The sequence below is a fragment of the Pseudomonas sp. Yb2C2 genome (assembly GCF_052112325.1).
GTDB classification, from domain to species: domain Bacteria; phylum Pseudomonadota; class Gammaproteobacteria; order Pseudomonadales; family Pseudomonadaceae; genus Aquipseudomonas; species Aquipseudomonas marginalis.
On record NZ_JAVAJK010000011.1, the window covers coordinates 143562 to 163870 of the forward strand.

Annotated in this window: 19 protein-coding genes; 13 read left to right on the forward strand and 6 right to left on the reverse strand. The window is 60.6% G+C overall.

Translation table 11 applies throughout. The features are described from left to right. The first annotated feature begins 235 nt into the window (after positions 1-235). Together Q8X51_RS17145 and Q8X51_RS17150 are read left to right on the forward strand one after the other, a co-directional pair. Positions 236-532, forward strand: a complete 297-nt coding sequence (locus tag Q8X51_RS17145) for a hypothetical protein (protein ID WP_330215703.1) — start codon at positions 236-238, stop codon at positions 530-532. Positions 533-1572: 1040 nt separating this feature from the next. Further along, the gene (locus Q8X51_RS17150; protein WP_407693514.1) at positions 1573-1929 is read left to right on the forward strand and encodes a DUF1493 family protein; all 357 of its coding nucleotides are present in this window, start codon (positions 1573-1575) and stop codon (positions 1927-1929) included. Between the two features lie 127 nt (positions 1930-2056). On the opposite strand, the gene Q8X51_RS17155 is transcribed toward Q8X51_RS17150, so the two are convergent. Together Q8X51_RS17155 and hslO are read right to left on the reverse strand one after the other, a co-directional pair. Beyond that, complete coding sequence (locus Q8X51_RS17155) at positions 2057-3598, reverse strand: phosphoenolpyruvate carboxykinase (protein ID WP_065925812.1); 1542 nt, start codon at positions 3596-3598, stop codon at positions 2057-2059. A gap of 179 nt (positions 3599-3777) precedes the next feature. Continuing rightward, the gene (gene hslO, locus Q8X51_RS17160; protein WP_407693513.1) at positions 3778-4680 is read right to left on the reverse strand and encodes an Hsp33 family molecular chaperone HslO; all 903 of its coding nucleotides are present in this window, start codon (positions 4678-4680) and stop codon (positions 3778-3780) included. A 126-nt stretch (positions 4681-4806) separates the two neighbouring features. On the opposite strand from hslO, the gene Q8X51_RS17165 reads away from it, so the two are divergent. Continuing rightward, positions 4807-5610: a phosphatase PAP2 family protein gene (locus tag Q8X51_RS17165; protein WP_065925813.1), complete on the forward strand. Its 804-nt coding sequence runs from the start codon at positions 4807-4809 to the stop codon at positions 5608-5610. Between the two features lie 42 nt (positions 5611-5652). Here the strand turns inward: Q8X51_RS17165 and Q8X51_RS17170 are convergent, their stop codons facing one another. Further along, positions 5653-6060, reverse strand: a complete 408-nt coding sequence (locus Q8X51_RS17170; RefSeq protein ID WP_027605149.1) for an RNA-binding S4 domain-containing protein — start codon at positions 6058-6060, stop codon at positions 5653-5655. A 116-nt stretch (positions 6061-6176) separates the two neighbouring features. Between Q8X51_RS17170 and rimA the strand changes: the two genes are divergently transcribed. Genes rimA through rimK form a run of 3 tightly spaced genes read left to right on the forward strand, consistent with a single transcriptional unit; the run spans position 6177 to position 8354 of the window. Further along, positions 6177-6956 (forward strand): S6 modification regulatory phosphodiesterase RimA, encoded by a 780-nt coding sequence (gene rimA, locus Q8X51_RS17175; protein WP_074848395.1) that lies wholly within the window; start codon positions 6177-6179, stop codon positions 6954-6956. 13 nt (positions 6957-6969) lie between these two features. Further along, entirely contained in the window at positions 6970-7452 is a 483-nt protein-coding gene (gene rimB / locus Q8X51_RS17180) for a retropepsin-like aspartic endopeptidase RimB (protein ID WP_017526050.1), read from the forward strand. After that, on the forward strand, positions 7449-8354 hold the full coding sequence (gene rimK / locus Q8X51_RS17185) for a 30S ribosomal protein S6--L-glutamate ligase (protein WP_003171022.1): 906 nt from the start codon (positions 7449-7451) through the stop codon (positions 8352-8354). The genes rimB and rimK overlap by 4 nt, the downstream gene beginning before the upstream one ends. Before the next feature lie 97 nt (positions 8355-8451). Here the strand turns inward: rimK and Q8X51_RS17190 are convergent, their stop codons facing one another. Together Q8X51_RS17190 and ompR are read right to left on the reverse strand one after the other, a co-directional pair. Further along, positions 8452-9765, reverse strand: coding sequence for an ATP-binding protein (locus Q8X51_RS17190; RefSeq protein ID WP_065925816.1), 1314 nt, complete (start codon positions 9763-9765; stop codon positions 8452-8454). 116 nt (positions 9766-9881) lie between these two features. Then, the gene (ompR, locus tag Q8X51_RS17195; protein WP_015373500.1) at positions 9882-10622 is read right to left on the reverse strand and encodes an osmolarity response regulator transcription factor OmpR; all 741 of its coding nucleotides are present in this window, start codon (positions 10620-10622) and stop codon (positions 9882-9884) included. A 356-nt stretch (positions 10623-10978) separates the two neighbouring features. Here ompR and Q8X51_RS17200 point away from each other — a divergent pair, with 356 nt between their 5' ends. From Q8X51_RS17200 to tauD, 7 genes are all read left to right on the forward strand, one after another. Then, positions 10979-13315: a Tex family protein gene (locus Q8X51_RS17200; RefSeq protein ID WP_065925817.1), complete on the forward strand. Its 2337-nt coding sequence runs from the start codon at positions 10979-10981 to the stop codon at positions 13313-13315. Then, positions 13315-13698, forward strand: a complete 384-nt coding sequence (locus tag Q8X51_RS17205) for a PaaI family thioesterase (RefSeq protein WP_065925818.1) — start codon at positions 13315-13317, stop codon at positions 13696-13698. Before Q8X51_RS17200 ends, Q8X51_RS17205 begins: the two co-directional genes overlap by 1 nt. Before the next feature lie 214 nt (positions 13699-13912). Then, positions 13913-15496 carry a glutamate--cysteine ligase gene (gene gshA, locus Q8X51_RS17210; RefSeq protein ID WP_027605153.1) on the forward strand — a complete coding sequence of 528 codons (1584 nt, stop codon included), beginning with the start codon at positions 13913-13915 and terminating at the stop codon, positions 15494-15496. A 182-nt stretch (positions 15497-15678) separates the two neighbouring features. Then, positions 15679-16656 (forward strand): taurine ABC transporter substrate-binding protein, encoded by a 978-nt coding sequence (tauA, locus tag Q8X51_RS17215; RefSeq protein WP_065925819.1) that lies wholly within the window; start codon positions 15679-15681, stop codon positions 16654-16656. Positions 16657-16674: 18 nt separating this feature from the next. Continuing rightward, the gene (tauB, locus tag Q8X51_RS17220; RefSeq protein ID WP_065948520.1) at positions 16675-17454 is read left to right on the forward strand and encodes a taurine ABC transporter ATP-binding subunit; all 780 of its coding nucleotides are present in this window, start codon (positions 16675-16677) and stop codon (positions 17452-17454) included. Beyond that, positions 17451-18287 (forward strand): taurine ABC transporter permease TauC, encoded by an 837-nt coding sequence (tauC, locus tag Q8X51_RS17225; protein ID WP_027605156.1) that lies wholly within the window; start codon positions 17451-17453, stop codon positions 18285-18287. The genes tauB and tauC overlap by 4 nt, the downstream gene beginning before the upstream one ends. 11 nt (positions 18288-18298) lie before the next feature. Next, positions 18299-19135, forward strand: coding sequence for a taurine dioxygenase (gene tauD, locus Q8X51_RS17230; RefSeq protein ID WP_065948521.1), 837 nt, complete (start codon positions 18299-18301; stop codon positions 19133-19135). Positions 19136-19262: 127 nt separating this feature from the next. Here tauD and mgrA read toward each other — a convergent pair whose 3' ends face one another. After that, positions 19263-20300: an L-glyceraldehyde 3-phosphate reductase gene (gene mgrA / locus Q8X51_RS17235; protein WP_053140257.1), complete on the reverse strand. Its 1038-nt coding sequence runs from the start codon at positions 20298-20300 to the stop codon at positions 19263-19265. Positions 20301-20309: the final 9 nt, after the last annotated feature.

A 20309-nucleotide genomic window follows, 5' to 3' on the forward strand; every position in this document is an offset into this window, starting at 1 on the left:
CGTCGCTGCCAAATCAGCGGCCGGGTTTGGTCACCCGGAAAACAGCACACATAAGTGCCATTACTCGCTCTGCGAACGTCTATCGTCTCGTATAGCAGTGCTATGGCGGCTGTGTGGGGGACGTCTTCGGACGTGTCGGAGTGCTGTTTCCGGCTGGCCAACCCGCGCACAGTCCGCCACCCACCGTTTGGCCACGGTGATGTCGGTTACCTAACAGCAAACCGAGCACCTTCAAATGCAAATACCTGAAACGATGAACCGCTATCGTCATCTACGCACCAATTTCACTGATACCCATCCGCTTCTCATCGACACCCAAGCCAAAGCCGAAGACATCCAGTCCGCCGCCCACCAACGCATCCGCGCAGCCACCGACTTACTGGAAACCTTCTCCTGCCTGACCTTCGAACACTCCGACCTCAAAGACATCTCCCACATCACCAACGCCTTGTACCTGCTCGTCCAAGACGGCTGTGATTTGCTGGAAGCGGCGCAACACGTACAACTACAAACCGAACAAGCACAAATCTAAGCAACACCCTTTTTAGAAGCGAGCCTGTTCGCGAAAATCATCAACGATGACGCGGTAAGCCAGAAGAAACGCGGCGTCCTTGAGTTTTTCGCGAGCAAGCTCGCTCCTACCATTGACCCGCGTTGCCTGTTAAAGCACTGCCAAGCCACAAATGCCGGAAACCGTTGTAGGAAACCTCCAAACAACGCGACATCCCCTTCCCAAACTGCTCCGAACACACGCTTGACCCTCTACAGAAGTTACCCGTAGCTGAATGAAAATAGCGCGGTCTCAACTTTCTCGGCAGAAACCTGTGAACATCGAAAGGGCTCAACACATCGGCCACTATGGCGTCATCTTCACAGTGATTCGCTTCACTGTTGTGCCTGACAATCGGCATGCTTTGGCCAATCTATGCCTGCTTGAAACAAAAACGGCAGCGCGACAAGTGCGCGATCAGATACGTAGGCTGTACGAAAAAATGCTGGCCAGAGACTTGCCATGCGAAAGGGCGGTCGCGATTTCCCATCCTTTGAGACGGAATCAGGCCGATCGGTTAAACGACCAAAACGTACTCATCAAACAAATAATCTCCGGAGCGGTTAAAGCACCAGGGATTGCCATTTCAACCGTAACCGCGGGATTCGTTGGAGATACGATTTCCGGCAAGCTTCGTAGATATCACGCTGGAGACATCATCATCGGTCTGGATGCCAGTGTGAGAGGAGGCATAGGGCCTCAGCGGTCAACACTCTCAATGCATGTCTACTCGGACGAGTCTTAGTGGCATGGCCCTTTACCTTCAATCCGCTTCCTTTCTCATTATCTATTTGGTGCTGCACTACCAAATCACAGACCCAATGCTCAGAAAGCACTTCGCAGTCACATTTCTTACAACAGGCCTTATTTTGACGTTCCTACTACCCTATGTAGCGGTGATCCTCAGAATGCCCCTCCTACCTGTCTTTGTATTCTTGATAGGCTTGGCGCTCTTCATCACTCGAAACAAATACCGCCTCCAACGCAACCAGCCCCTTCACCCACTCCTGCGTGCACCCACCATGAACCTCGCCCCTAACTTCCCCGAAGACCCCGTGATGCAGCAACTCCTTCAACTGCTGCACGAAGAAGTCGGCCTGCCGAAACACAAGACCATCCGCCTGCAAACCTCACTCAATTTCGACCTGGGCTGTGACGGCAGCGAAGCCAAGCAGCTCATGGAAGCGCTGGAGCAGGAGTTCGCCCTCGACCTGGGCGACTACGACACTTATCGTTACTTCAACCCACCGGTCTTTGACGTGTTCCTCAAGCGTCGGGGCAAGGGGCATGGCGACAAGGTCCCGTTGACCATCGGCATGCTCTACCTGGCCATCAAGACCCACAGCTGGGACACGCAGACGCTGGAAAACCTGAGCTGAGCGAATACCGGCTCCAGGTACACCGCAAGTCAAAGGTGGAGGGGCAATGGTTCGGCCTATCGTCGACGAACCTTTCGCGCACAAAAAAGCCGCTCACAAGGAGCGGCTTTTTAACAGCGACCGAATCTTACAACTTCGGACCCGCAGCCTTGATCGCATCGCTCACTTCAAACTTCTTGAAGTTCTCGATGAACAGACCAGCCAGCGCCTTCGCTGCTTCATCGTAAGCGGCCTTGTCAGCCCAGGTGTTACGTGGGTTCAACAGGCCGGTCTCAACGCCCGGCACGGCCAATGGCACGTCGAGGTTGATGGTGTCGAGGTGTTCGGTTTCAGCACCGATCAACGCGCCGCTCTGGATCGCTGCGATCACGCCGCGCGTGGTCGGGATATTGAAGCGCTTGCCAACGCCGTAGCCACCGCCGGTCCAGCCGGTGTTGACCAGGTAGACCTTGGAGCCGAAGCCGCGGATGCGCTTGATCAGCAGCTCTGCATATTCGCCGGCCGGGCGCGGGAAGAACGGTGCGCCGAAGCAGGTGGAGAAGGTCGACTTGATGCCGCTGCCCGAACCCATTTCGGTCGAGCCCACCAGTGCGGTGTAGCCGGACAGGAAGTGGTAGGCCGCTTGTTCTTCGCTGAGGATGGACACGGGCGGCAGTACGCCGGTCAGGTCGCAGGTCAGGAAGATCACCGCGTTTGGCTCGCCGCCCAGGTTCTTCTCGGAACGCTTGGCAACGTGCTCCAGCGGGTAGGCGGCGCGGCTGTTCTGGGTCAGGCTCACGTCAGCATAGTCGGCGTGCTTGGCCTCGTCGATGACGACGTTTTCCAACACGGCGCCGTGCTTGATGGCTTTCCAGATAACCGGTTCGTTCTTCTCGGACAGGTCGATGCATTTGGCATAGCAACCGCCTTCGATGTTGAACACCACGCCTTCGCCCCAGCCGTGCTCGTCGTCACCGATCAGGTAGCGGCTTTCGTCGGCGGACAGGGTGGTCTTGCCGGTACCCGACAGACCGAAGAACAGGGTCACGTCGCCGGCTTCGCCAATGTTGGCGGCGCAGTGCATCGGCAGTACGTCGGAAGCCGGCAGCAGGTAGTTCTGCACCGAGAACATGGCTTTCTTCATTTCACCGGCGTAGCGCATGCCGGCGATCAGCACTTTTTTCTGGGCGAAGTTAAGGATCACGCAACCGTCGGAGTTGGTGCCATCACGCTCAGGCACGCACTCGAAGTTGGCCACGTTGAGCACTTGCCACTCGTCACGACCGGCCGGGTTGTACTGGGCCGGGTTGATGAACAGGCAACGACCGAACAGGTTCTGCCAGGCAGTCTGGGTGGTCATTTTCACGGCCAGGTAGTGGTCTTCGGAGGCCCCTACGTGAACGTGGGAAACGAAATGCTCTTGCGCATTGTTGAACGCCTCGACGCGTGCCCACAGGGCATCGAACTTGTCGGCCGGGAACTTGCGGTTGATCGGGCCCCAGGCGATGGAATCCTGGGTGGAAGGCTCTTCAACGATGAAACGGTCGACTGGCGAACGGCCGGTACGGTGACCGGTTTCCACGACCAGCGCGCCGGTATCGGCAAGCACGCCTTCACCGCGCTGCAGGGCTTCTTTGACCAGATCGTCAACACTCAGATCGGTGTATACGGCGTTATTGGCTTGCGTCATGAGGTTCCCCGTCGGCCTGTGGCCGAGTGCTCCAAACGTTTTGTAGTAGAAAGTTGCGCACTACTACCGCGAAAAAAGTGGGCCGGATTATGCCAGAAAAGCCCAAAAAGAGTAGGGCCCTCCCGTCAGAACGCCTCTAATCCGGCATTTGACAGGTGATTTACCTGTGCTTAAACGTTTTAGTGGCGGGTGTCGGAAGGCGTGTCGATGCCTGCGCCAGCGAACAATTGCGCTACATCGGCAGCGTCGAACAGGTAGCGCTCGTTGCAGAACTGGCAGTCGATCTCGATATTGCCACCGTGTTCCACCACCAGGTTCTGCGCATCTTCCAGGCCCAAGCTGACCAGGGCGTTGCCCGAACGCTCACGGGAGCAGCTGCAGTGGAAGTGCAAGGTCTGCGCGTCGAACAGGCGCACCGGGTCTTCGTGGTACAGGCGGTGCAGGATGGTTTCGTTGTCCAGGCCCAGCAGTTCTTCGGCTTTCAGGGTATCGGCCAAGGCAATGCAGTGCCGCCAGCTTTCAGCGCGATCTTCGTCGTCCTTGATACGGTCGGCCGGCAGTTGTTGCAGCAACATGCCACGGGCGCGCTTGCCGTCGGCGTTGAGCCAGAACTTGGTGCCCACTTGCTGGGACATCACGAAATAGTTGGTGAAGCATTCCGACAGCGTTTTGCCGTCGAGGTCGACGATGCCCTGGTAACGTTGGCCTGAGGTCGGGTCGACGGTGAGCGCCAGGACACCGCTGGGCATCAGCTCGGCCAGGCTGGCGTCCGGGGCAATCTGGTCGGCTTCATAACGGGCCAGGCCACGGATTTCGCGCTCGCTGGAGCACTCGATCATCAACAGCGGAATCGGCCCTTCGGAACGGGCTTGCAGGATCAGCAAACCGTCGAACTTCATGGTGCCTACCAGCAACGCAGCAGCGGCCATCAGCTCACCGAGCAGTTGTGCGACCGGTTCCGGATAGGGGTGCTTGGCGAGGACTTCGGCGTAGCTGCGCTCCAACGAAACCATTTCGCCGCGGGCGTCGCTCTCATCGAAGATGAAGCGTTGGGTGAAGTCGGTATCCGGTAGATCAGTCATAGGTCTGGGTATCTGAATTGATGACAAATTGGTTACAAGGTTTATAAAATTAAACGCTTTAGCACCATCTTGGTGCGGCTTTCTCCTGGAAACAGAGAGCTTATTTAGAGCGAAGAGGGACAGTTTATGAACAATCCGGGTTTGTTCCAAGCCAAGTGGAACCTCCGGCGATGGGCTCTGTGCAATCTACTCGCTATCGGGCTGCTGTGTTTTTGGCTGTGGCCCACGGGGCAGATGCTGTGTGTGATTTTCGACGAGTGGCTGTTTCACCTTCTCAACGACCCGCTGGCGAGCAACGCGACATGGCTGCACGTGTGGGCCGTGGCCAGTTTGCGGCCGTTTGATGCGGTGGTCGGGGTGATCCTGCTGATGCTGATGATTCGCGGCGACTGGGTGTTCAAAGCCGCGCAGGTACGCCAGGCCCTGTTAGGTTTTGTCGGTATTTTGTTGCTCTTGCTGTTTATCCGCATGCTGTTTTCCAAACTCGCAGCGCAGATGGGCTGGCAACACAGCAGCCCGTCGATGGTCATCGCCGGGGCGATCCAGATGAGCGACTATTTCCCGGGGCTGGAGAAGACCTGGGAGCTGAAGGACCGCTCAAGCCAAAGCTTTCCAGGGGATCACGCCTCGGTGTTGCTGATCTGGGCAATGTTCATGAGCGTGTTCGCCAAACGTATCGGCCAGGTGCTGGTGATCTGGGGCCTGGCGCTGTTGTTCATGATGCCGCGGCTGGTGGCGGGCGCGCATTGGGGGCAGGACGATTATATCGGCGGGGTGCTGCTGGCACTGTTGGCGTTGGGCTGGGGTTATTACACGCCGTTTGCGGCGAAGGTGTCGGCCGCGTTGTTACACGTGACGACGCCGATCTTCAGGTTACTTGGCAAGCTGCCAGTGATCAGTGGATTGAGCGTCGTGCGCACCTCCCCTTAACGCTGCAAGCCCCCTCCCACATTTGAATGGGCCGCTGCGCAATCAGTCATCATTGCCACTGCCGCGAAACTTGAACAGGTCGCGGCGCTGCTTCTTGCTCGGCTTGCCATCGGTGGTCATCCCCGTGGCGCCCGCCTTGCGCAGGGCTGCCGCATTTTCGCGCCTGGCAATGCTGGCTTCGGTTTCGGTGTACAGCGCCTGTGCTTCGGGGGCGCCACGGCGCACGATGGAAAGTGCCTGAACCACGACGGTCTTTTCGTCAAAACCTATCCGAATCTGCAGCTCATCACCGACACGTGGCTCTTTGCCCGGCTTACAGCGCTCGCCTCGATGATGCACCTTGCCGCTCTCAATCGCGGCCTTGGCCAAGGCACGTGTCTTAAAGAAACGCGCCGCCCAAAGCCACTTGTCCAGACGGACCTTTTCTTCCTCTTCCTGCTTTTGAGCCACTTGAATTCCTCGCTCTGACAAATGTCGCAACTGTAACGTTGAAACCCTTCGACGCATAAACCTCAAGGCTCACCTAAGATACGCCAGGTAGCACCCTGTTTTCGCGAGGATACGCCGTGACCGACTTTCCTACTTCACTCACCTCGCCTGAACAGCGTTGCGCAGGCTGCCAGCAAAGCGAACCCTTGGGTTTCGAGTTTGCTTTCGCCTACCAGCCTATCGTTGACCTTCGGGACCATTCGATTTTTGCCCACGAAGCCTTGGTGCGCGGTACACAGGGCGAAGGGGCATTGTCGGTGCTGGACCAGGTCAACGACAGCAACCGCTACCGCTTCGACCAGCGCTGCCGCACCCAGGCGATTGCCGGTGCTGCAGCTTTGGGGATGCAAACCCACCTTTCCATCAACTTCATGCCCAACGCCGTGTACCGTCCGGAGTTGTGCATCCGCAGCACCCTGGAGGCGGCGCGCGCGCACAATTTTCCGCTGGATCAACTGATTTTCGAGACACTGGAAAGCGAGCATGTAGATAACTATCGCCATTTGACGAATATTCTGCGTGAATACCGCGAATTCGGCTTCAAGACCGCTATCGATGATTTCGGCGCGGGCTATTCGGGGCTGAATCTGTTGGCTGATTTCCAACCTGACTTGATCAAACTCGACATGGCGCTGATCCGCGATGTCGACCAGGATCGTGTCCGTCAGGTGATCGTCCAGGGGATTGTCACAATCTGTGAGCAGTTGAACGTTACTGTCATCGCCGAAGGCATCGAAAGTGCCGGCGAACGCGACTTTCTGTCTGACTGTGGAATATTTCTGATGCAAGGCTACTGGTTCGCCAAGCCTGCATTCAAAGCCCTGGCCGAGGTTTCTCCTCAGGCGTGGGCGAATTGACCGGTTACCCATATTGAAGACATTTGACCATTTGACCGTTGTAGGTCTGCGTGAATGGGTGGCACTTCCCGACTTGGGAGTGGCAGGCCTGCGTGCCAAGATCGACACCGGTGCCAGCACCTCCAGCCTGCATGCCACCGACATCGAGCCGTTTGAGCGCGACGGCGAGAAGTGGGTGCGCTTTACCGCGCACCTGGGCAGCGTCGTGCAACTGCGTCACCGCCGCTGCGAAGCGCCCCTGGTGACGATGAAAACCATCAAGAGCTCCAATGGCCATGCGCAGGTGCGCTACGTGATCAGCACCACCCTGGCACTGGGTGATCGGGTATGGCGGGTGGAGTTCACCCTGGCCTGCCGCAAAGCCATGCGTTATCGCCTGTTGCTGGGTTCCAAGGCGCTGATTGACGGCCACCTGGTGGTCAATCCCGGCGTCAAGTACGTTCAAGACAAGCCGGTGTTCCCGGTCTCTACTATTTCTGCCCCAGGTGCTGCATGAAGATTGCTGTGCTGTCGCGAAACCCGCGTCTGTATTCCACCCGCCGCCTGGTCGAGGCCGGCACCGAACGTGGCCACGAAATGGTGGTGATCGACACGTTGCGTGCCTATATGAACATCGCCAGCCACAAGCCGCAGATCCATTACCGCGGTAAACCGCTGGAGGGGTTTGATGCGGTGATCCCTCGGATTGGCGCCTCGGTGACGTTCTATGGCTGCGCCGTGTTGCGCCAATTCGAAATGATGGGGGTTTTCCCCCTCAATGAATCCGTGGCCATTGCACGCTCGCGGGACAAATTACGCTCGTTGCAACTGCTCTCGCGGCGGGGCATCGGCCTGCCGGTCACCGGCTTTGCCCACTCCCCCGACGACATTCCCGACCTGATCGAAATGGTCAACGGCGCGCCGCTGGTGATCAAGGTGCTGGAAGGCACCCAGGGCATCGGTGTGGTGCTGTGTGAAACCGCGACCGCAGCGGAATCCGTGATCGAGGCATTCATGGGCCTCAAGCAGAACATCATGGTCCAGGAGTACATCAAGGAAGCCGGCGGTGCGGATATTCGCTGCTTCGTGGTGGGCGACAAGGTGATCGCAGCCATGAAGCGCCAGGCCAAGCCCGGAGAGTTCCGCTCCAACCTGCACCGTGGCGGCAGCGCCAGCCTGATCAAGATCACCCCGGAAGAACGCATGACCGCGCTGCGGGCGGCCAAGGTCATGGGGTTGGCAGTGGCGGGTGTGGATATCCTGCGCTCCAACCATGGGCCACTGGTAATGGAGGTGAACTCGTCGCCGGGCCTGGAAGGGATAGAGACCACCACTGGGAAGGATGTGGCGGGGATCATCATTCAACATCTGGAGAAGAATGGTGGACCGAATATGACCAGGACCAAGGGCAAGGGTTAGAGACGGGAGCTGTCAGCTTCAAGCTATAAGCTGCAAGAAAGGGCAAAAGCTGTGTGCCTTTCTCTTGCGGCTTCAAGCTTGAAACTTGCAGCTGTTTCTATACCGCATCTCTGGGCAGCATCAGCCCAAGCGGCAAGCGTACCCGCGCCTCAAGGCCACCGCCTTCGCGGTTACGCAACTCGACATTGCCGCCGTGCATCGACGCAATCCGCCGCACGATCGCCAGCCCCAAGCCGGTCCCTTTGCCACCCCGGGCACGGTCGCCACGGGTGAAGGGGTTGAAGATACCCTCCAGCTCGTCCGGATCGATGCCCGCCCCCCGGTCCATCACACTCAGCACTACGTACGGCGCAGCACTGTCGCCAGACACATACGCAGCCACTTCAACATCCGAACCGGCGTGGTGCAAAGCGTTGCCGATCAGGTTGTTCAGCAGGCGCTTCATCGACACCCGACGCAACGCAAACGGCTGGATCGGCTCAAGGCGCATGCGCACTTGCTCGCCATTCTGGTTGTAGGGCGCCACAACCTCACGCACCAGGTCCGTGAGATCGACTTCCTCCACCACCTCGTCACGACCATCACGGATAAACGCCAGGAACTGGTCGAGAATCGCGTCCATGTCTTCGATGTCGCGAACCATGTCGTCGGTGAGGTCGCTATGGTTGCCCATCAGCTCCAGGGACAGGCGCAATCGCGTCAAGGGCGTGCGCAAGTCATGGGACACCCCCGCCAGCATCAGCTCGCGCTCCCGCCCGGCCTGTTCGACATCCTCCGCCATCTGGTTGAAGGCGCCATACACCTCGGTCATTTCACTGGGCGTATCGCTGACCGGCAGGCGCACGCTGCGCCCCTGGCCCAATTGGCGGGCGGCAAACACCAGGCGCTTAAGCGGTTGGTTGAGCTGGCGAACGAAAATCCACGCCGACGCGGTGGAAAGCAAGCCGATGGCCAGGAACCAACCCAACACGTTCCAGATCTTCTGCCCCCGCAAAGGGTGCGGATACAGCGGAACCTTGATCCAGGCATCACCAAGGCTCGGCGCCCTTACCCACAGCGCAGGTGAAACATGCATGCGCAAGCGCACCTCGGTGTCCTCGCCCAGTTCGGCCTGCATCTGGCGCTGGTAGATCTCGCTGTAGGGCCAATGCTGCTCACCCTCGGGTACACCAGCCCCGTCAACGCGGGTCAACGTCGAGGCCTTGGCTACCTTTTCGCGGTTCTCAGGGTCTACAGCCCAGTAACCACGCAGCGTCAGGGCGACACCGTGGCTGTACTGCCGGTCCACCAGCACGTCTTCGTTCATCAGCAGATAAACCAGTGTCAGCGCCTTGGAAAACAGCACGACGATCAGCACCAGCCAAAGGGTGCGGGAGAAGAAACTTTGCGGGAACCACAGAGGGGTTTTCATAGAAGACAGCTGGACACCTTGCAGGAACGAGCGGCGCTCGCAGAATTGCAGACGCCGGGCATCCCGTCGACCCTCATGGAGTCAAGCGCCAGGATGCCCGCCCTGCAAATCATCGGTCACTTGGTTGCGGTGCCATCCGGCACAAACACATAGCCCACACCCCAGACAGTCTGGATATACCGAGGTTTGGACGGGTCCGGCTCGATCATCCGGCGCAGACGGGAAATCTGCACGTCGATGGAACGTTCCAGGGCGTCCCATTCGCGACCGCGTGCCAAGTTCATCAGTTTGTCGCGGGTCAGCGGCTGACGCGCGTTCATCACCAGCGCCTTGAGCACGGCGAATTCACCGGTGGTGAGCATATGCACTTCGTCGCCACGCTTGAGCTCGCGGGTCGCCAGCGACAGCTCGTAGTCGCCAAAGGTGACGCTTTCGTCTTCGCTGCCCGGCGCGCCCGGTACCGGCGGCGCCTGACGACGCAGCACGGCTTTGACCCGCGCCATCAACTCGTCAGGGTTGAAAGGCTTGGCAAGGTAGTCATCGGCGCCCAGCTCGAGACCCTTGATGCGGCTCAGCTCATCGCCCTTGGCGGTCAGCATGATGATTGGAATCTGGTTGTTCGCGCCGCGCAGGCGCTTGCAGGCGGTGAGGCCGTCTTCGCCGGGCAGCATCAGGTCGAGTACGACCAGGTTGAATACTTCACGCCCCAGGAGACGGTCCATCTGCTCGGTGTTCGGCACCGCGCGGGCACGGTAGCCCTTGGAGTTGAAGAAACGCTCCAGCAGGCTGCTCAGCCCCGGATCGTCATCAACGATGAGAATTTTTTCGCCTTCAGCAGTTTGTGCAGTGCTGCTCATTGGATGCTCCTCTTATCTCGGCGCGCATTATGGCGTAGCTGCCGTTATACGCACCGTGTGCATTGTTAGCAGATTTTTCCTCTACTGCCAGCGAACCCTCGCCTTCCAACCACTGGCGCAGTACCCCCCAAGGGCAGAACGCTGGTTATAATGCGGCGCCTTCGTGCAGGGCAACGTCAGATCGTTGCCGTTTACTGCCGGGCTTTTTTTCCCCGCTTGTGGTGATTTTTTCGATTTCGAGGGTCAATAGGCTGCCTCTTGACCCAGGTAGCGGCGCCGGTCGGGCCGCTCAACCAGCCGCGCCAGGCCTTGTTTCCCGGGCCTGCGGGCTGCTTTTCAGAATTTCAGGTGGTTTTATGGACAGCATCAACAGCCGCATCGCCGAAGAACTCGGCGTACGCCCACAACAGGTCGAAGCGGCCGTCGCTCTACTGGATGAAGGCTCCACGGTGCCCTTCATCGCCCGTTACCGGAAAGAAGTGACCGGCAGCCTCGACGACATCCAGCTGCGGCACCTTGAAGAACGCCTGCGCTACCTGCGAGAACTCGACGAACGGCGTATCAGCATCCTCGCCAGCATCGAGGAGCAGGGCAAGCTGACGCCTCAGCTTGAACGCGACATCAAGCTCGCCGACACCAAGACCCGCCTCGAAGACCTTTACCTGCCGTACAAACAGAAGCGCCGCACCAAGGGCCAGATCGCCCTGGAAGCCGGCCTGGGCGAACTGGCCGACGGCCTGTTCAACGACCCCTCGCTGACCCCGGACACCGAAGCCGCGCGCTTCGTCAACGCAGAGAAAGGCGTTGCCGACGTCAAGGCCGCCCTCGAAGGCGCCAAGTACATCCTGATGGAACGCTTCGCCGAAGACGCCAACCTGCTGGAAAAACTGCGCAACTACCTGAAACAGGAAGCCACCCTCAGCGCCCGCGTCATCGCCGGCAAAGAGGAAGAAGGCGCCAAGTTCCGCGACTACTTCGAACACGACGAACCGCTGAAAAGCATGCCGTCCCACCGTGCGCTGGCGATTTTCCGTGGCCGCAACGAAGGCATTCTCAGCTCCGCGCTGAAAGTCGGCGACGAACTGCCGGGCACCATGCACCCGTGCGAGGGCATGATCGGCCAACAATTCGGCATCCAGAATCAGAATCGTCCTGCGGACAAGTGGCTCGGTGAAGTCGTGCGCTGGACCTGGAAGGTCAAGCTCTACACCCACCTGGAAACCGACCTGCTCGGCGAGTTGCGCGACGGCGCAGAAACCGAGGCGATCAACGTCTTCGCCCACAACCTGCACGACCTGCTGCTGGCCGCACCGGCCGGCCCGCGCGCCACCCTGGGCCTCGACCCGGGCCTGCGCACCGGCTGCAAGGTCGCCGTGGTCGATGCCACCGGCAAGCTGCTGGACCACGCCACCGTGTACCCACACGTGCCGCACAACAAGTGGGACCAGACCCTCGCCATCCTGGCCGCCCTGTGCGCCAAGCATGCGGTGGACCTGATCGCCATCGGCAACGGCACTGCCAGCCGTGAAACCGACAAGCTGGCCGCCGAACTGATCAAAAAATACCCAGCCATGAAGATGACCAAGGTGATGGTCTCCGAAGCCGGTGCTTCGGTGTACTCGGCGTCGGAACTGGCCTCCAAGGAATTCCCGGACCTCGACGTGTCGATCCGTGGCGCGGTGTCCATCGCCCGTCGCCTGCAGGATCCGCTGGCAGAGCTGGTGAAAATCGATCCTAAATCCATCGGTGTCGGCCAGTACCAGCACGACGTGTCACAGCTGAAACTGGCACGCGGCCTGGATGCGGTGGTGGAAGACTGCGTAAACGCCGTGGGCGTGGACGTGAACACCGCCTCCGTGGCGCTGCTGGCGCGTATCTCCGGCCTCAATGCCACCCTGGCGCAGAACATCGTCACTCACCGCGACGAAAACGGTGCGTTCAAAACCCGTGCCGCGCTGAAAAAAGTCGCCCGCCTGGGTGAAAAAACTTTCGAGCAAGCCGCCGGTTTCCTGCGCGTAATGAACGGCGACAACCCGCTGGATTCGTCCGCCGTTCACCCGGAAGCCTATCCGTTGGTGCAACGTATCGCCGCCGAGACCGACCGCGACATCCGCTCGTTGATCGGCGACGCCGCGTTCCTCAAGCGCCTGGACCCAAAGAAGTACACCGACGAAACCTTCGGCGTGCCGACCATCACCGACATCCTGCAAGAGCTGGAAAAACCTGGCCGCGACCCGCGTCCCGAGTTCAAGACCGCCGAGTTCCAGGACGGCGTCGAAGACCTCAAGGACCTGCAACTGGGCATGATCCTCGAAGGCGTGGTCACCAACGTGACCAACTTCGGCGCGTTTGTGGACATCGGCGTGCATCAGGACGGTTTGGTGCACATCTCTGCGCTTTCGGAGAAGTTCATCAAGGATCCGCGCGAAGCCGTGAAGGCCGGTGATGTGGTCAAGGTCAAGGTCATGGAAGTCGACATCCCGCGCAAACGCGTTGGCCTGTCGATGCGCATGAGCGATACCCCAGGGGAAAAAATCGACGGCGCCCGTGGTGCACGTCCGGGCTCGGCACCGCGCCAGTCGCAGAACCGCTCCGAAAACAGTCAACCGCGCAAGGAAACCGCCACCGCAGCGCCAAGCAACAACGCCATGGCCTCGCTGTTCGCCAACGCCAAGCAGTTGAAGAAACGCTGATGGAAATCCCCGCCGGTTTGACCCAGAGCGCGTTCAGCGAACTGATCGGCTGCCGCCTGCAACGCCTCGAAGAAGGCGTTGCCGAAGTGGCCCTGACCCTGGAGCCGCACCTGCGCAACCGCGCGGGCAAGCTCCATGGCGGGGCGATTTTCAGCCTGGTGGACATCACCATGGGACTGGCCTGCTCCAGCGCCCATGGGTTTGACCAGCAGAGCGCGACCATCGAATGCAAGATCAACTACATCCGCGCCGTGGAAGACGGTGACGTGCTGTGTACCAGCCGCGTGATTCACGCCGGTCGGCGCACGCTGGTGGTCGAAGCCGATGTGTATCAGGACGAAAGACTTGTCGCAAAAGCACAGGGCACGTTCGCTGTCCTATAGCTCCCCGCCCCCGATTTGAGTTAATTTCGGCGCTGCGATAACAGCGTCGGAATTTTCTTGCTGCGCTATAGCCCAATTCATGGAGTGAAGTAGGCTTTTTTAACGCGGGTCAAATCGACTCAAAACCAGGCGATCACGCCAGTTTTAACTTCACCCTTGTAGACCGTCCTGCCCACCCCCATATTGGGGCGACTGACGCGTGAAGGAATCCAACTTGAGCGAACTTCTCAACCGCCGCCTGGCCCTGCTCGGCAAGCGCGAACACCTCTCCCTGCTAGAGCAGTGCTTGCACGGCATCGAGCGTGAATGCCTACGTGTCACCGGTGAGGGTCGCCTGGCACAAACGCCGCACCCCGAAGCCCTGGGCGCCGCGTTGACCCATGAACAGATCACCACCGACTACTCGGAATCGCTGCTGGAGTTCATTACCCCGGCCCTGCCCAACCCGGCCGACACCCTGAGCAGCCTGGACAAGATCCATCGTTTTGCCTACACCAAGCTCGGCAGTGAATACCTGTGGAGCCCCTCGATGCCGTGCCCGTTGCCGGCCGAGGAAGACATTCCGATTGCCTACTACGGCACCTCCAATATCGGACAGCTCAAGTACGTGTACCGCAAGGGCCTGGCCCTGCGTTACGGCAAGACCATGCAGTGCATCGCCGGCATCCACTACAACTTTTCTCTGCCGGAACAGCTATGGCCGCTGCTCAAGGAGACTGAAGGCTTCGTCGGCACCGACCGCGACTATCAGTCCACGGCCTATATCGCGCTGATCCGCAACTTCCGCCGCTACAGCTGGCTGCTGATGTACCTGTTCGGCGCCTCGCCGGCCCTGGACGCGGGTTTCCTGCGCGGTCGCTCGCACCAATTGGAAGTGCTCGACGCCGACACCCTGTACCTGCCGTACGCCACCAGCCTGCGCATGAGCGACCTGGGTTACCAGAGCAACGCCCAGGCCGGCCTGACGCCGTGCTACAACGACCTGGCCAGCTACACCGACAGCCTGCGCGAAGCGGTGGCAACGCCCTACGCGCCCTATGTCGAAGTCGGCACCCACAAGGACGGTGAGTGGGTACAGCTCAACACCAACATCCTGCAGATCGAAAACGAGTACTACTCCAACATCCGCCCCAAGCGCGTGACCTACACCGGCGAGCGGCCGATCCAGGCGCTGATGGCCCGTGGCATCCAGTACATCGAAGTGCGCTGCCTGGACATCAACCCGTTCCTGCCGATGGGCATCGACCTGCCGGAGTCGCGTTTCCTCGATGCATTCCTGCTGTACTGCGCGCTGAACGACAGCCCGCTGTTCGCCGACAACGAGTGCGGCAACGCCACGTCCAACTTCCTCAGCGTGGTCAAGGAAGGCCGGCGCCCGGGCCTGCAATTGCAGCGCAAGGGCCAGGCCGTGGACATGAAGGAATGGGCCACCGAGCTTCTGGAGAAGATTGCCCCGCTGGCTGCGCTGCTGGATGAAAGCCACGGCATCACCGAACACAGCCAGGCACTGGACGCCCAACTGGCCAAGGTCAAGGACCCGTCCCTGACCCCTTCGGCGCAGGTACTGGCGGCGATGGCCGAGCGCAAAGAGAGTTTCGCGCAGTTCTCCCTGCATCAGAGCGAGGTGCACGCCGAGTACTTCCGCCGCGAGCCGTTGCCCGCAGAAGAGCAGGCGCGCTTTGAAGAGCTGGCGCGCACGTCGCTGGCGCAGCAAGCGGAACTGGAGCAGAACGAAGTGGGCGATTTTGATGTGTTTGTCGGCTCGTACCAGGCGAGTATTCTGGCGATCAGTAACTAAGACCGAACTCGGTCCATGGTGGGAGGGGCAAGCCCCCTCCCACATTTGCCCTCATCAAGCTCAAGATTCGCTTCAACCTTTCGCCCATAAGCTAATTCGAAAATGTTATTTATTTTCGGATTCTTAGATCATTTAGTCTCCTCACACGCCGACCCTCGGCCGCCTGATTGAGGAGCTTCCCCTTGAAACTGTTAACCCCTCTGCGCCTCATGGCCGCGTTGTCCCTCGCCGGTGCCAGCCTGTTTGCCCAGGCGGCGGATGTAACCATCGCTTACCAGACCACCGTAGACCCGGCCAAAGTTGCCCAGGCCGACGGTGCGTACGAAAAAGCCACTAACGCCAAGATCGACTGGCGCAAATTCGACAATGGTGCCGACATCATCGCCGCCATCGCCTCCGGCGACGTGCAGATCGGCTACCTCGGTTCCAGCCCACTGACCGCTGCGATCACCCGCAAGGTGCCGGTGGAAACTTTCCTGGTTGCCACCCAGATCGGCGGTGCCGAAGCCCTGGTGGCGCGCAACGGTTCCGGGATCAACGGCCCCCAGGACCTGATCGGCAAGAAAATCGCCGTGCCCTTCGTGTCCACCGGCCACTACAGCCTGCTGGCCGCGCTGAAGCACTGGAACATCGACCCGTCGAAAGTGACCATCCTCAACCTCGCACCGCCGGCGATCATCGCGGCCTGGAAGCGCGGTGACATCGACGCTACCTACGTATGGGACCCGGCCCTGGGCGTGGCCAAGGAAAACGGCAAGGTGCTGATCACCTCCGGCGAGCTGGCCAAGTTCGGCGCGCCGACCTTCGATGCCTGGATCGTGCGCAAGGACTTCGCGCAGAAGCACCCGGAAATCGTCACCGCCTTCGCCAAGGTCACCCTGGATGCCTACGCCGCCTACCGCAAAGACCCACAAGCCTGGCTCGCCGACACAGGCAACGTCGACAAACTGGTGAAACTCTCCGGCGCCAAGGCCAGCGACATCCCGCTGCTGCTGCAAGGCAACGTCTACCCGCTGGCCGCTGACCAGGTGACCCTGCTGGGCGCACCAACCACCAAGGCCGTGACCGATACCGCTGCCTTCCTCAAGGAGCAAGGCAAGGTCGACGCCGTGCTGCCGGACTACGCCCCTTACGTCAGCGCCAAGTTCATCACTAACTGATTCAAGGAGTTCATCGCGATGGCCTTGCTACAACTGGAGCGCATCAGCGCACAGTACCCAGGCGCCACAGAACCGGTACTGTCTGACATTTCACTCGACCTGGGGCCCCAGCAATTGCTGGTGGCCCTCGGCCCGTCCGGCAGTGGCAAGACTTCGCTGTTGAACCTGATTGCCGGCTTTGTCGAGCCTTCTGCCGGGCGCATCACCCTTGATGGCGTGCCGGTCAAAGGCCCCAGCGCCGAACGCGGCGTGGTGTTCCAGGACGACGCGCTGTTGCCCTGGCAGGACGTGCTGGCCAACGTCGGTTTCGGCCTGGAACTGGCCGGCGTGCCCAAGGCGCAGCGCGAAGTGCGCGCCCGGGAAATGCTCGCGCTGGTGGATCTCGCCGGCTTCGACAATCGCCGCATCTGGCAACTCTCCGGCGGCCAGAAGCAACGCGTCGGCCTGGCCCGCGCCCTGGCCGCCGACCCGCGCGTGCTGCTGATGGACGAACCCTTCGGCGCCCTCGATGCCTTCACCCGTGAGCAGATGCAGGAACTGTTGCTGCAAGTCTGGCGGCGCACGGCCAAGCCGGTGTTCCTGATTACCCATGACATCGAAGAAGCGGTGTTCCTCGCCACCGACCTGATCCTGCTGGCGCCCAACCCGGGCCAGATCGTCGAACGCCTGCACCTGGACTTCGGCCAGCGCTACGCGGCCGGTGAGTCGGCGCGGGCGATCAAGTCCGACCCGCGCTTTATCGAAACCCGCGAACACGTGCTGGGCAAAGTGTTCTCGCAACGGCAGGTGTCCGCATGAGCAGCTACGAACTCCCCGCCACCGCTGCCAAGCCGGTGGCGCACGCGGTCATTCCTGTGCGTCGCAGCCTGAGTACACGCTGGATCAGCCTGTTGACCCTGGTCGCCTTGCTGGCCCTCTGGTGGGCCGTCACCGCCACCGGCCTGATCGAACCGTTGTTCCTGCCACCGCCCTCGGCCGTGCTGCAAAAAGGCTGGCTGCTGGCGACTACGGGCTATATGGATTCCACCTTGTGGCAGCACCTGGGCGCGAGCCTCAGCCGGATCGGCCTGGGCCTGGGCTTCGCGGTGCTGACCGCCGTGCCGGTAGGCATTGCCATCGGCGCCAACCGCATCGCCCGCGGCATTCTCGACCCGCTGATCGAGTTTTACCGGCCGATTCCGCCCCTGGCTTACCTGCCATTGATCGTGATCTGGTGCGGTATCGGCGAGCTGTCCAAGGTGCTGCTGATTTACCTGGCGATCTTTGCGCCCATCGCCATCGCCACCGCGACCGGCGTACGCACCGTCGACCCGGCCAAGCTGCGGGCGGCGCAGTCGCTGGGCGCCACCCGTGCGCAGCTGATTCGCCATGTGATCCTGCCGAGCGCCCTGCCCGACATCCTCACCGGGGTGCGTATCGGCCTGGGTGTGGGCTGGTCGACCCTGGTCGCCGCCGAACTGATCGCCGCCACCAGCGGCCTGGGTTTCATGGTGCAATCGGCGGCGCAGTTCCTGGTGACCGATGTGGTGGTGCTGGGGATCCTGGTGATCGCCCTGATCGCCTTCGCCATGGAAATGGGCCTGCGCGCCCTGCAGCGTAAGTTAGTGCCTTGGCATGGCCAGGCACATTGAGTGAGAACAGCATGAGCAGCCTGACCGTTACCCCCTTGAGCACCGCCCTGGGCGCCCAGATCAGTGGCGTGGATATTACCCGGCCGCTGAGCACCGAACATCGCGATGCCATCGAACAGGCGTTGCTCAGCCATTCGGTGCTGTTCTTCCGTGGCCAGCCGATCACCCCGCCGCAACAGGCGCGGTTCGCGGCGAACTTCGGCGACCTGCACATCCACCCGATCTACCCCAACGTGCCGGAACAGCCCGAAGTGCTGATCCTCGACACCGCCGTCACCGACGTGCGCGATAACGCCGTATGGCACACCGATGTGACCTTCCTGCCCACCCCGGCCCTCGGTGCGGTGCTGAGTGCCAAGCTGCTGCCGGCGTACGGCGGCGATACGCTGTGGGCCAGTGGCATCGCGGCTTACGAGGCGTTGTCCGAGCCGTTGAAGCGGTTGCTCGATGGGCTGACGGCTACCCACGACTTCACCAAATCCTTCCCGCTGGAACGCTTTGGCAACAGCGCCGAAGACCTGGCGCGCTGGGAAGAAACCCGCAGGAAAAACCCACCTCTGTCACACCCGGTCGTGCGCACGCATCCGGTGAGCGGGCGTAAGTCGCTGTTTGTCAGTGATGGGTTTACCACCAGGATCAATGAACTGGAACCGGCGGAAAGCGAGGCGATTCTCAAGCTGCTGTTCGCCCACGCGACACGCCCGGAATTCACCCTCCGCTGGCGCTGGCAGGAGAACGACGTGGCCTTCTGGGATAACCGCGTGACCCAACATTACGCGGTGGATGACTACCGGCCGCAACGGCGGGTGATGCATCGGGCGACGATTCTTGGGGATGTGCCGTTCTAAACCACACTGCAAATCAAATGTGGGAGGGGGCTTGCCCCCGATAGCTCTGGGTCAGTCAACTAATCAAGTGACTGACACACCGCCATCGGGGTGTAGCCCCCTCCCACATTGACCCGGTGCTGTCAGGTTATTCCGCGCTGGATGGCTTTTCCCACAGGTTAATCCCACCTTCCTGCGCAAACCGATCGATCTCCGCCAGTTCCTCCGCACTGAAGCTCAAGTTCTTCAACGCGCCGACGTTCTCGATGATCTGCTCCGGCCGGCTCGCGCCAATCAACGCGCTGGTCACCCGTGGGTCGCGCAACGTCCAGGCCAGCGCCAATTGCGCCAGGCTCTGGCCACGGCGCTGGGCGATTTCGTTCAACGCACGCACGTGGGCGATGTTGGCTTCGGACAGGTGCTTGGCCTGCAACGAACCACCCCCCGGGCGGTTGACCCGTGCGTCGGCCGGCACGCCATTGAGGTACTTGTCGGTGAGCAAACCCTGGGCCAGTGGCGTGAAGGCAATCACTCCGGCGCCGAGTTCTTCGGTGGTGTCCAGCAGGTCTTTTTCCACCCAGCGGTTGAGCAGGTTGTAGGCCGGTTGGTGGATCAGCAGCGGCACCTTCCACTCTTTGAGCAGCGCGGCGATTTCGCGGGTTTTCACCCCGGAGTAAGACGAGATACCGATGTACAACGCCTTGCCCTGTTGCACGGCGGTGGCGAGGGCGCTGGCGGTTTCTTCCAGGGGCGTATCGGCATCAAAACGGTGGGAGTAGAAAATGTCCACGTAGTCGACGCCCAGGCGTTGCAGGCTCTGGTCCAGGCTTGCCAGCACGTATTTGCGTGAGCCGCCGCCCTGGCCGTAAGGGCCCGGCCACATGTCCCAGCCAGCCTTGCTGGAGATGATCAATTCGTCGCGGTAGTGCTTGAAGTCTTCGCGCAGCAAACGACCGAAGTTGATCTCGGCGCTGCCGTAGGGTGGGCCGTAATTGTTGGCCAGATCGAAGTGGTTGATGCCCAGGTCGAACGCGGTGCGCAGCAGGGCGCGCTGGGTGTCGATCGGGGTGCTGTCGCCAAAGTTGTGCCACAGCCCCAGGGACAGTGCCGGCAGCACCAGTCCACTGCGGCCTACGCGGCGATACGGGATAGATTCATAGCGGTTTTCGGCAGCAATGTAAGTCATCGAATCCTC

Coding starts and splice junctions, on each gene's coding strand:
- Q8X51_RS17145 (WP_330215703.1), top strand. CDS start 236: ATGCAAATACCTGAAACGATGAACCGCTATCGTCATCTACGCACCAAT.
- Q8X51_RS17150 (WP_407693514.1), top strand. CDS start 1,573: ATGAACCTCGCCCCTAACTTCCCCGAAGACCCCGTGATGCAGCAACTC.
- Q8X51_RS17155 (WP_065925812.1), bottom strand. CDS start 3,598: ATGACGCAAGCCAATAACGCCGTATACACCGATCTGAGTGTTGACGAT.
- hslO (WP_407693513.1), bottom strand. CDS start 4,680: ATGACTGATCTACCGGATACCGACTTCACCCAACGCTTCATCTTCGAT.
- Q8X51_RS17165 (WP_065925813.1), top strand. CDS start 4,807: ATGAACAATCCGGGTTTGTTCCAAGCCAAGTGGAACCTCCGGCGATGG.
- rimK (WP_003171022.1), top strand. CDS start 7,449: ATGAAGATTGCTGTGCTGTCGCGAAACCCGCGTCTGTATTCCACCCGC.
- Q8X51_RS17190 (WP_065925816.1), bottom strand. CDS start 9,765: ATGAAAACCCCTCTGTGGTTCCCGCAAAGTTTCTTCTCCCGCACCCTT.
- ompR (WP_015373500.1), bottom strand. CDS start 10,622: ATGAGCAGCACTGCACAAACTGCTGAAGGCGAAAAAATTCTCATCGTT.
- Q8X51_RS17200 (WP_065925817.1), top strand. CDS start 10,979: ATGGACAGCATCAACAGCCGCATCGCCGAAGAACTCGGCGTACGCCCA.
- Q8X51_RS17205 (WP_065925818.1), top strand. CDS start 13,315: ATGGAAATCCCCGCCGGTTTGACCCAGAGCGCGTTCAGCGAACTGATC.
- tauB (WP_065948520.1), top strand. CDS start 16,675: ATGGCCTTGCTACAACTGGAGCGCATCAGCGCACAGTACCCAGGCGCC.
- tauC (WP_027605156.1), top strand. CDS start 17,451: ATGAGCAGCTACGAACTCCCCGCCACCGCTGCCAAGCCGGTGGCGCAC.
- tauD (WP_065948521.1), top strand. CDS start 18,299: ATGAGCAGCCTGACCGTTACCCCCTTGAGCACCGCCCTGGGCGCCCAG.
- mgrA (WP_053140257.1), bottom strand. CDS start 20,300: ATGACTTACATTGCTGCCGAAAACCGCTATGAATCTATCCCGTATCGC.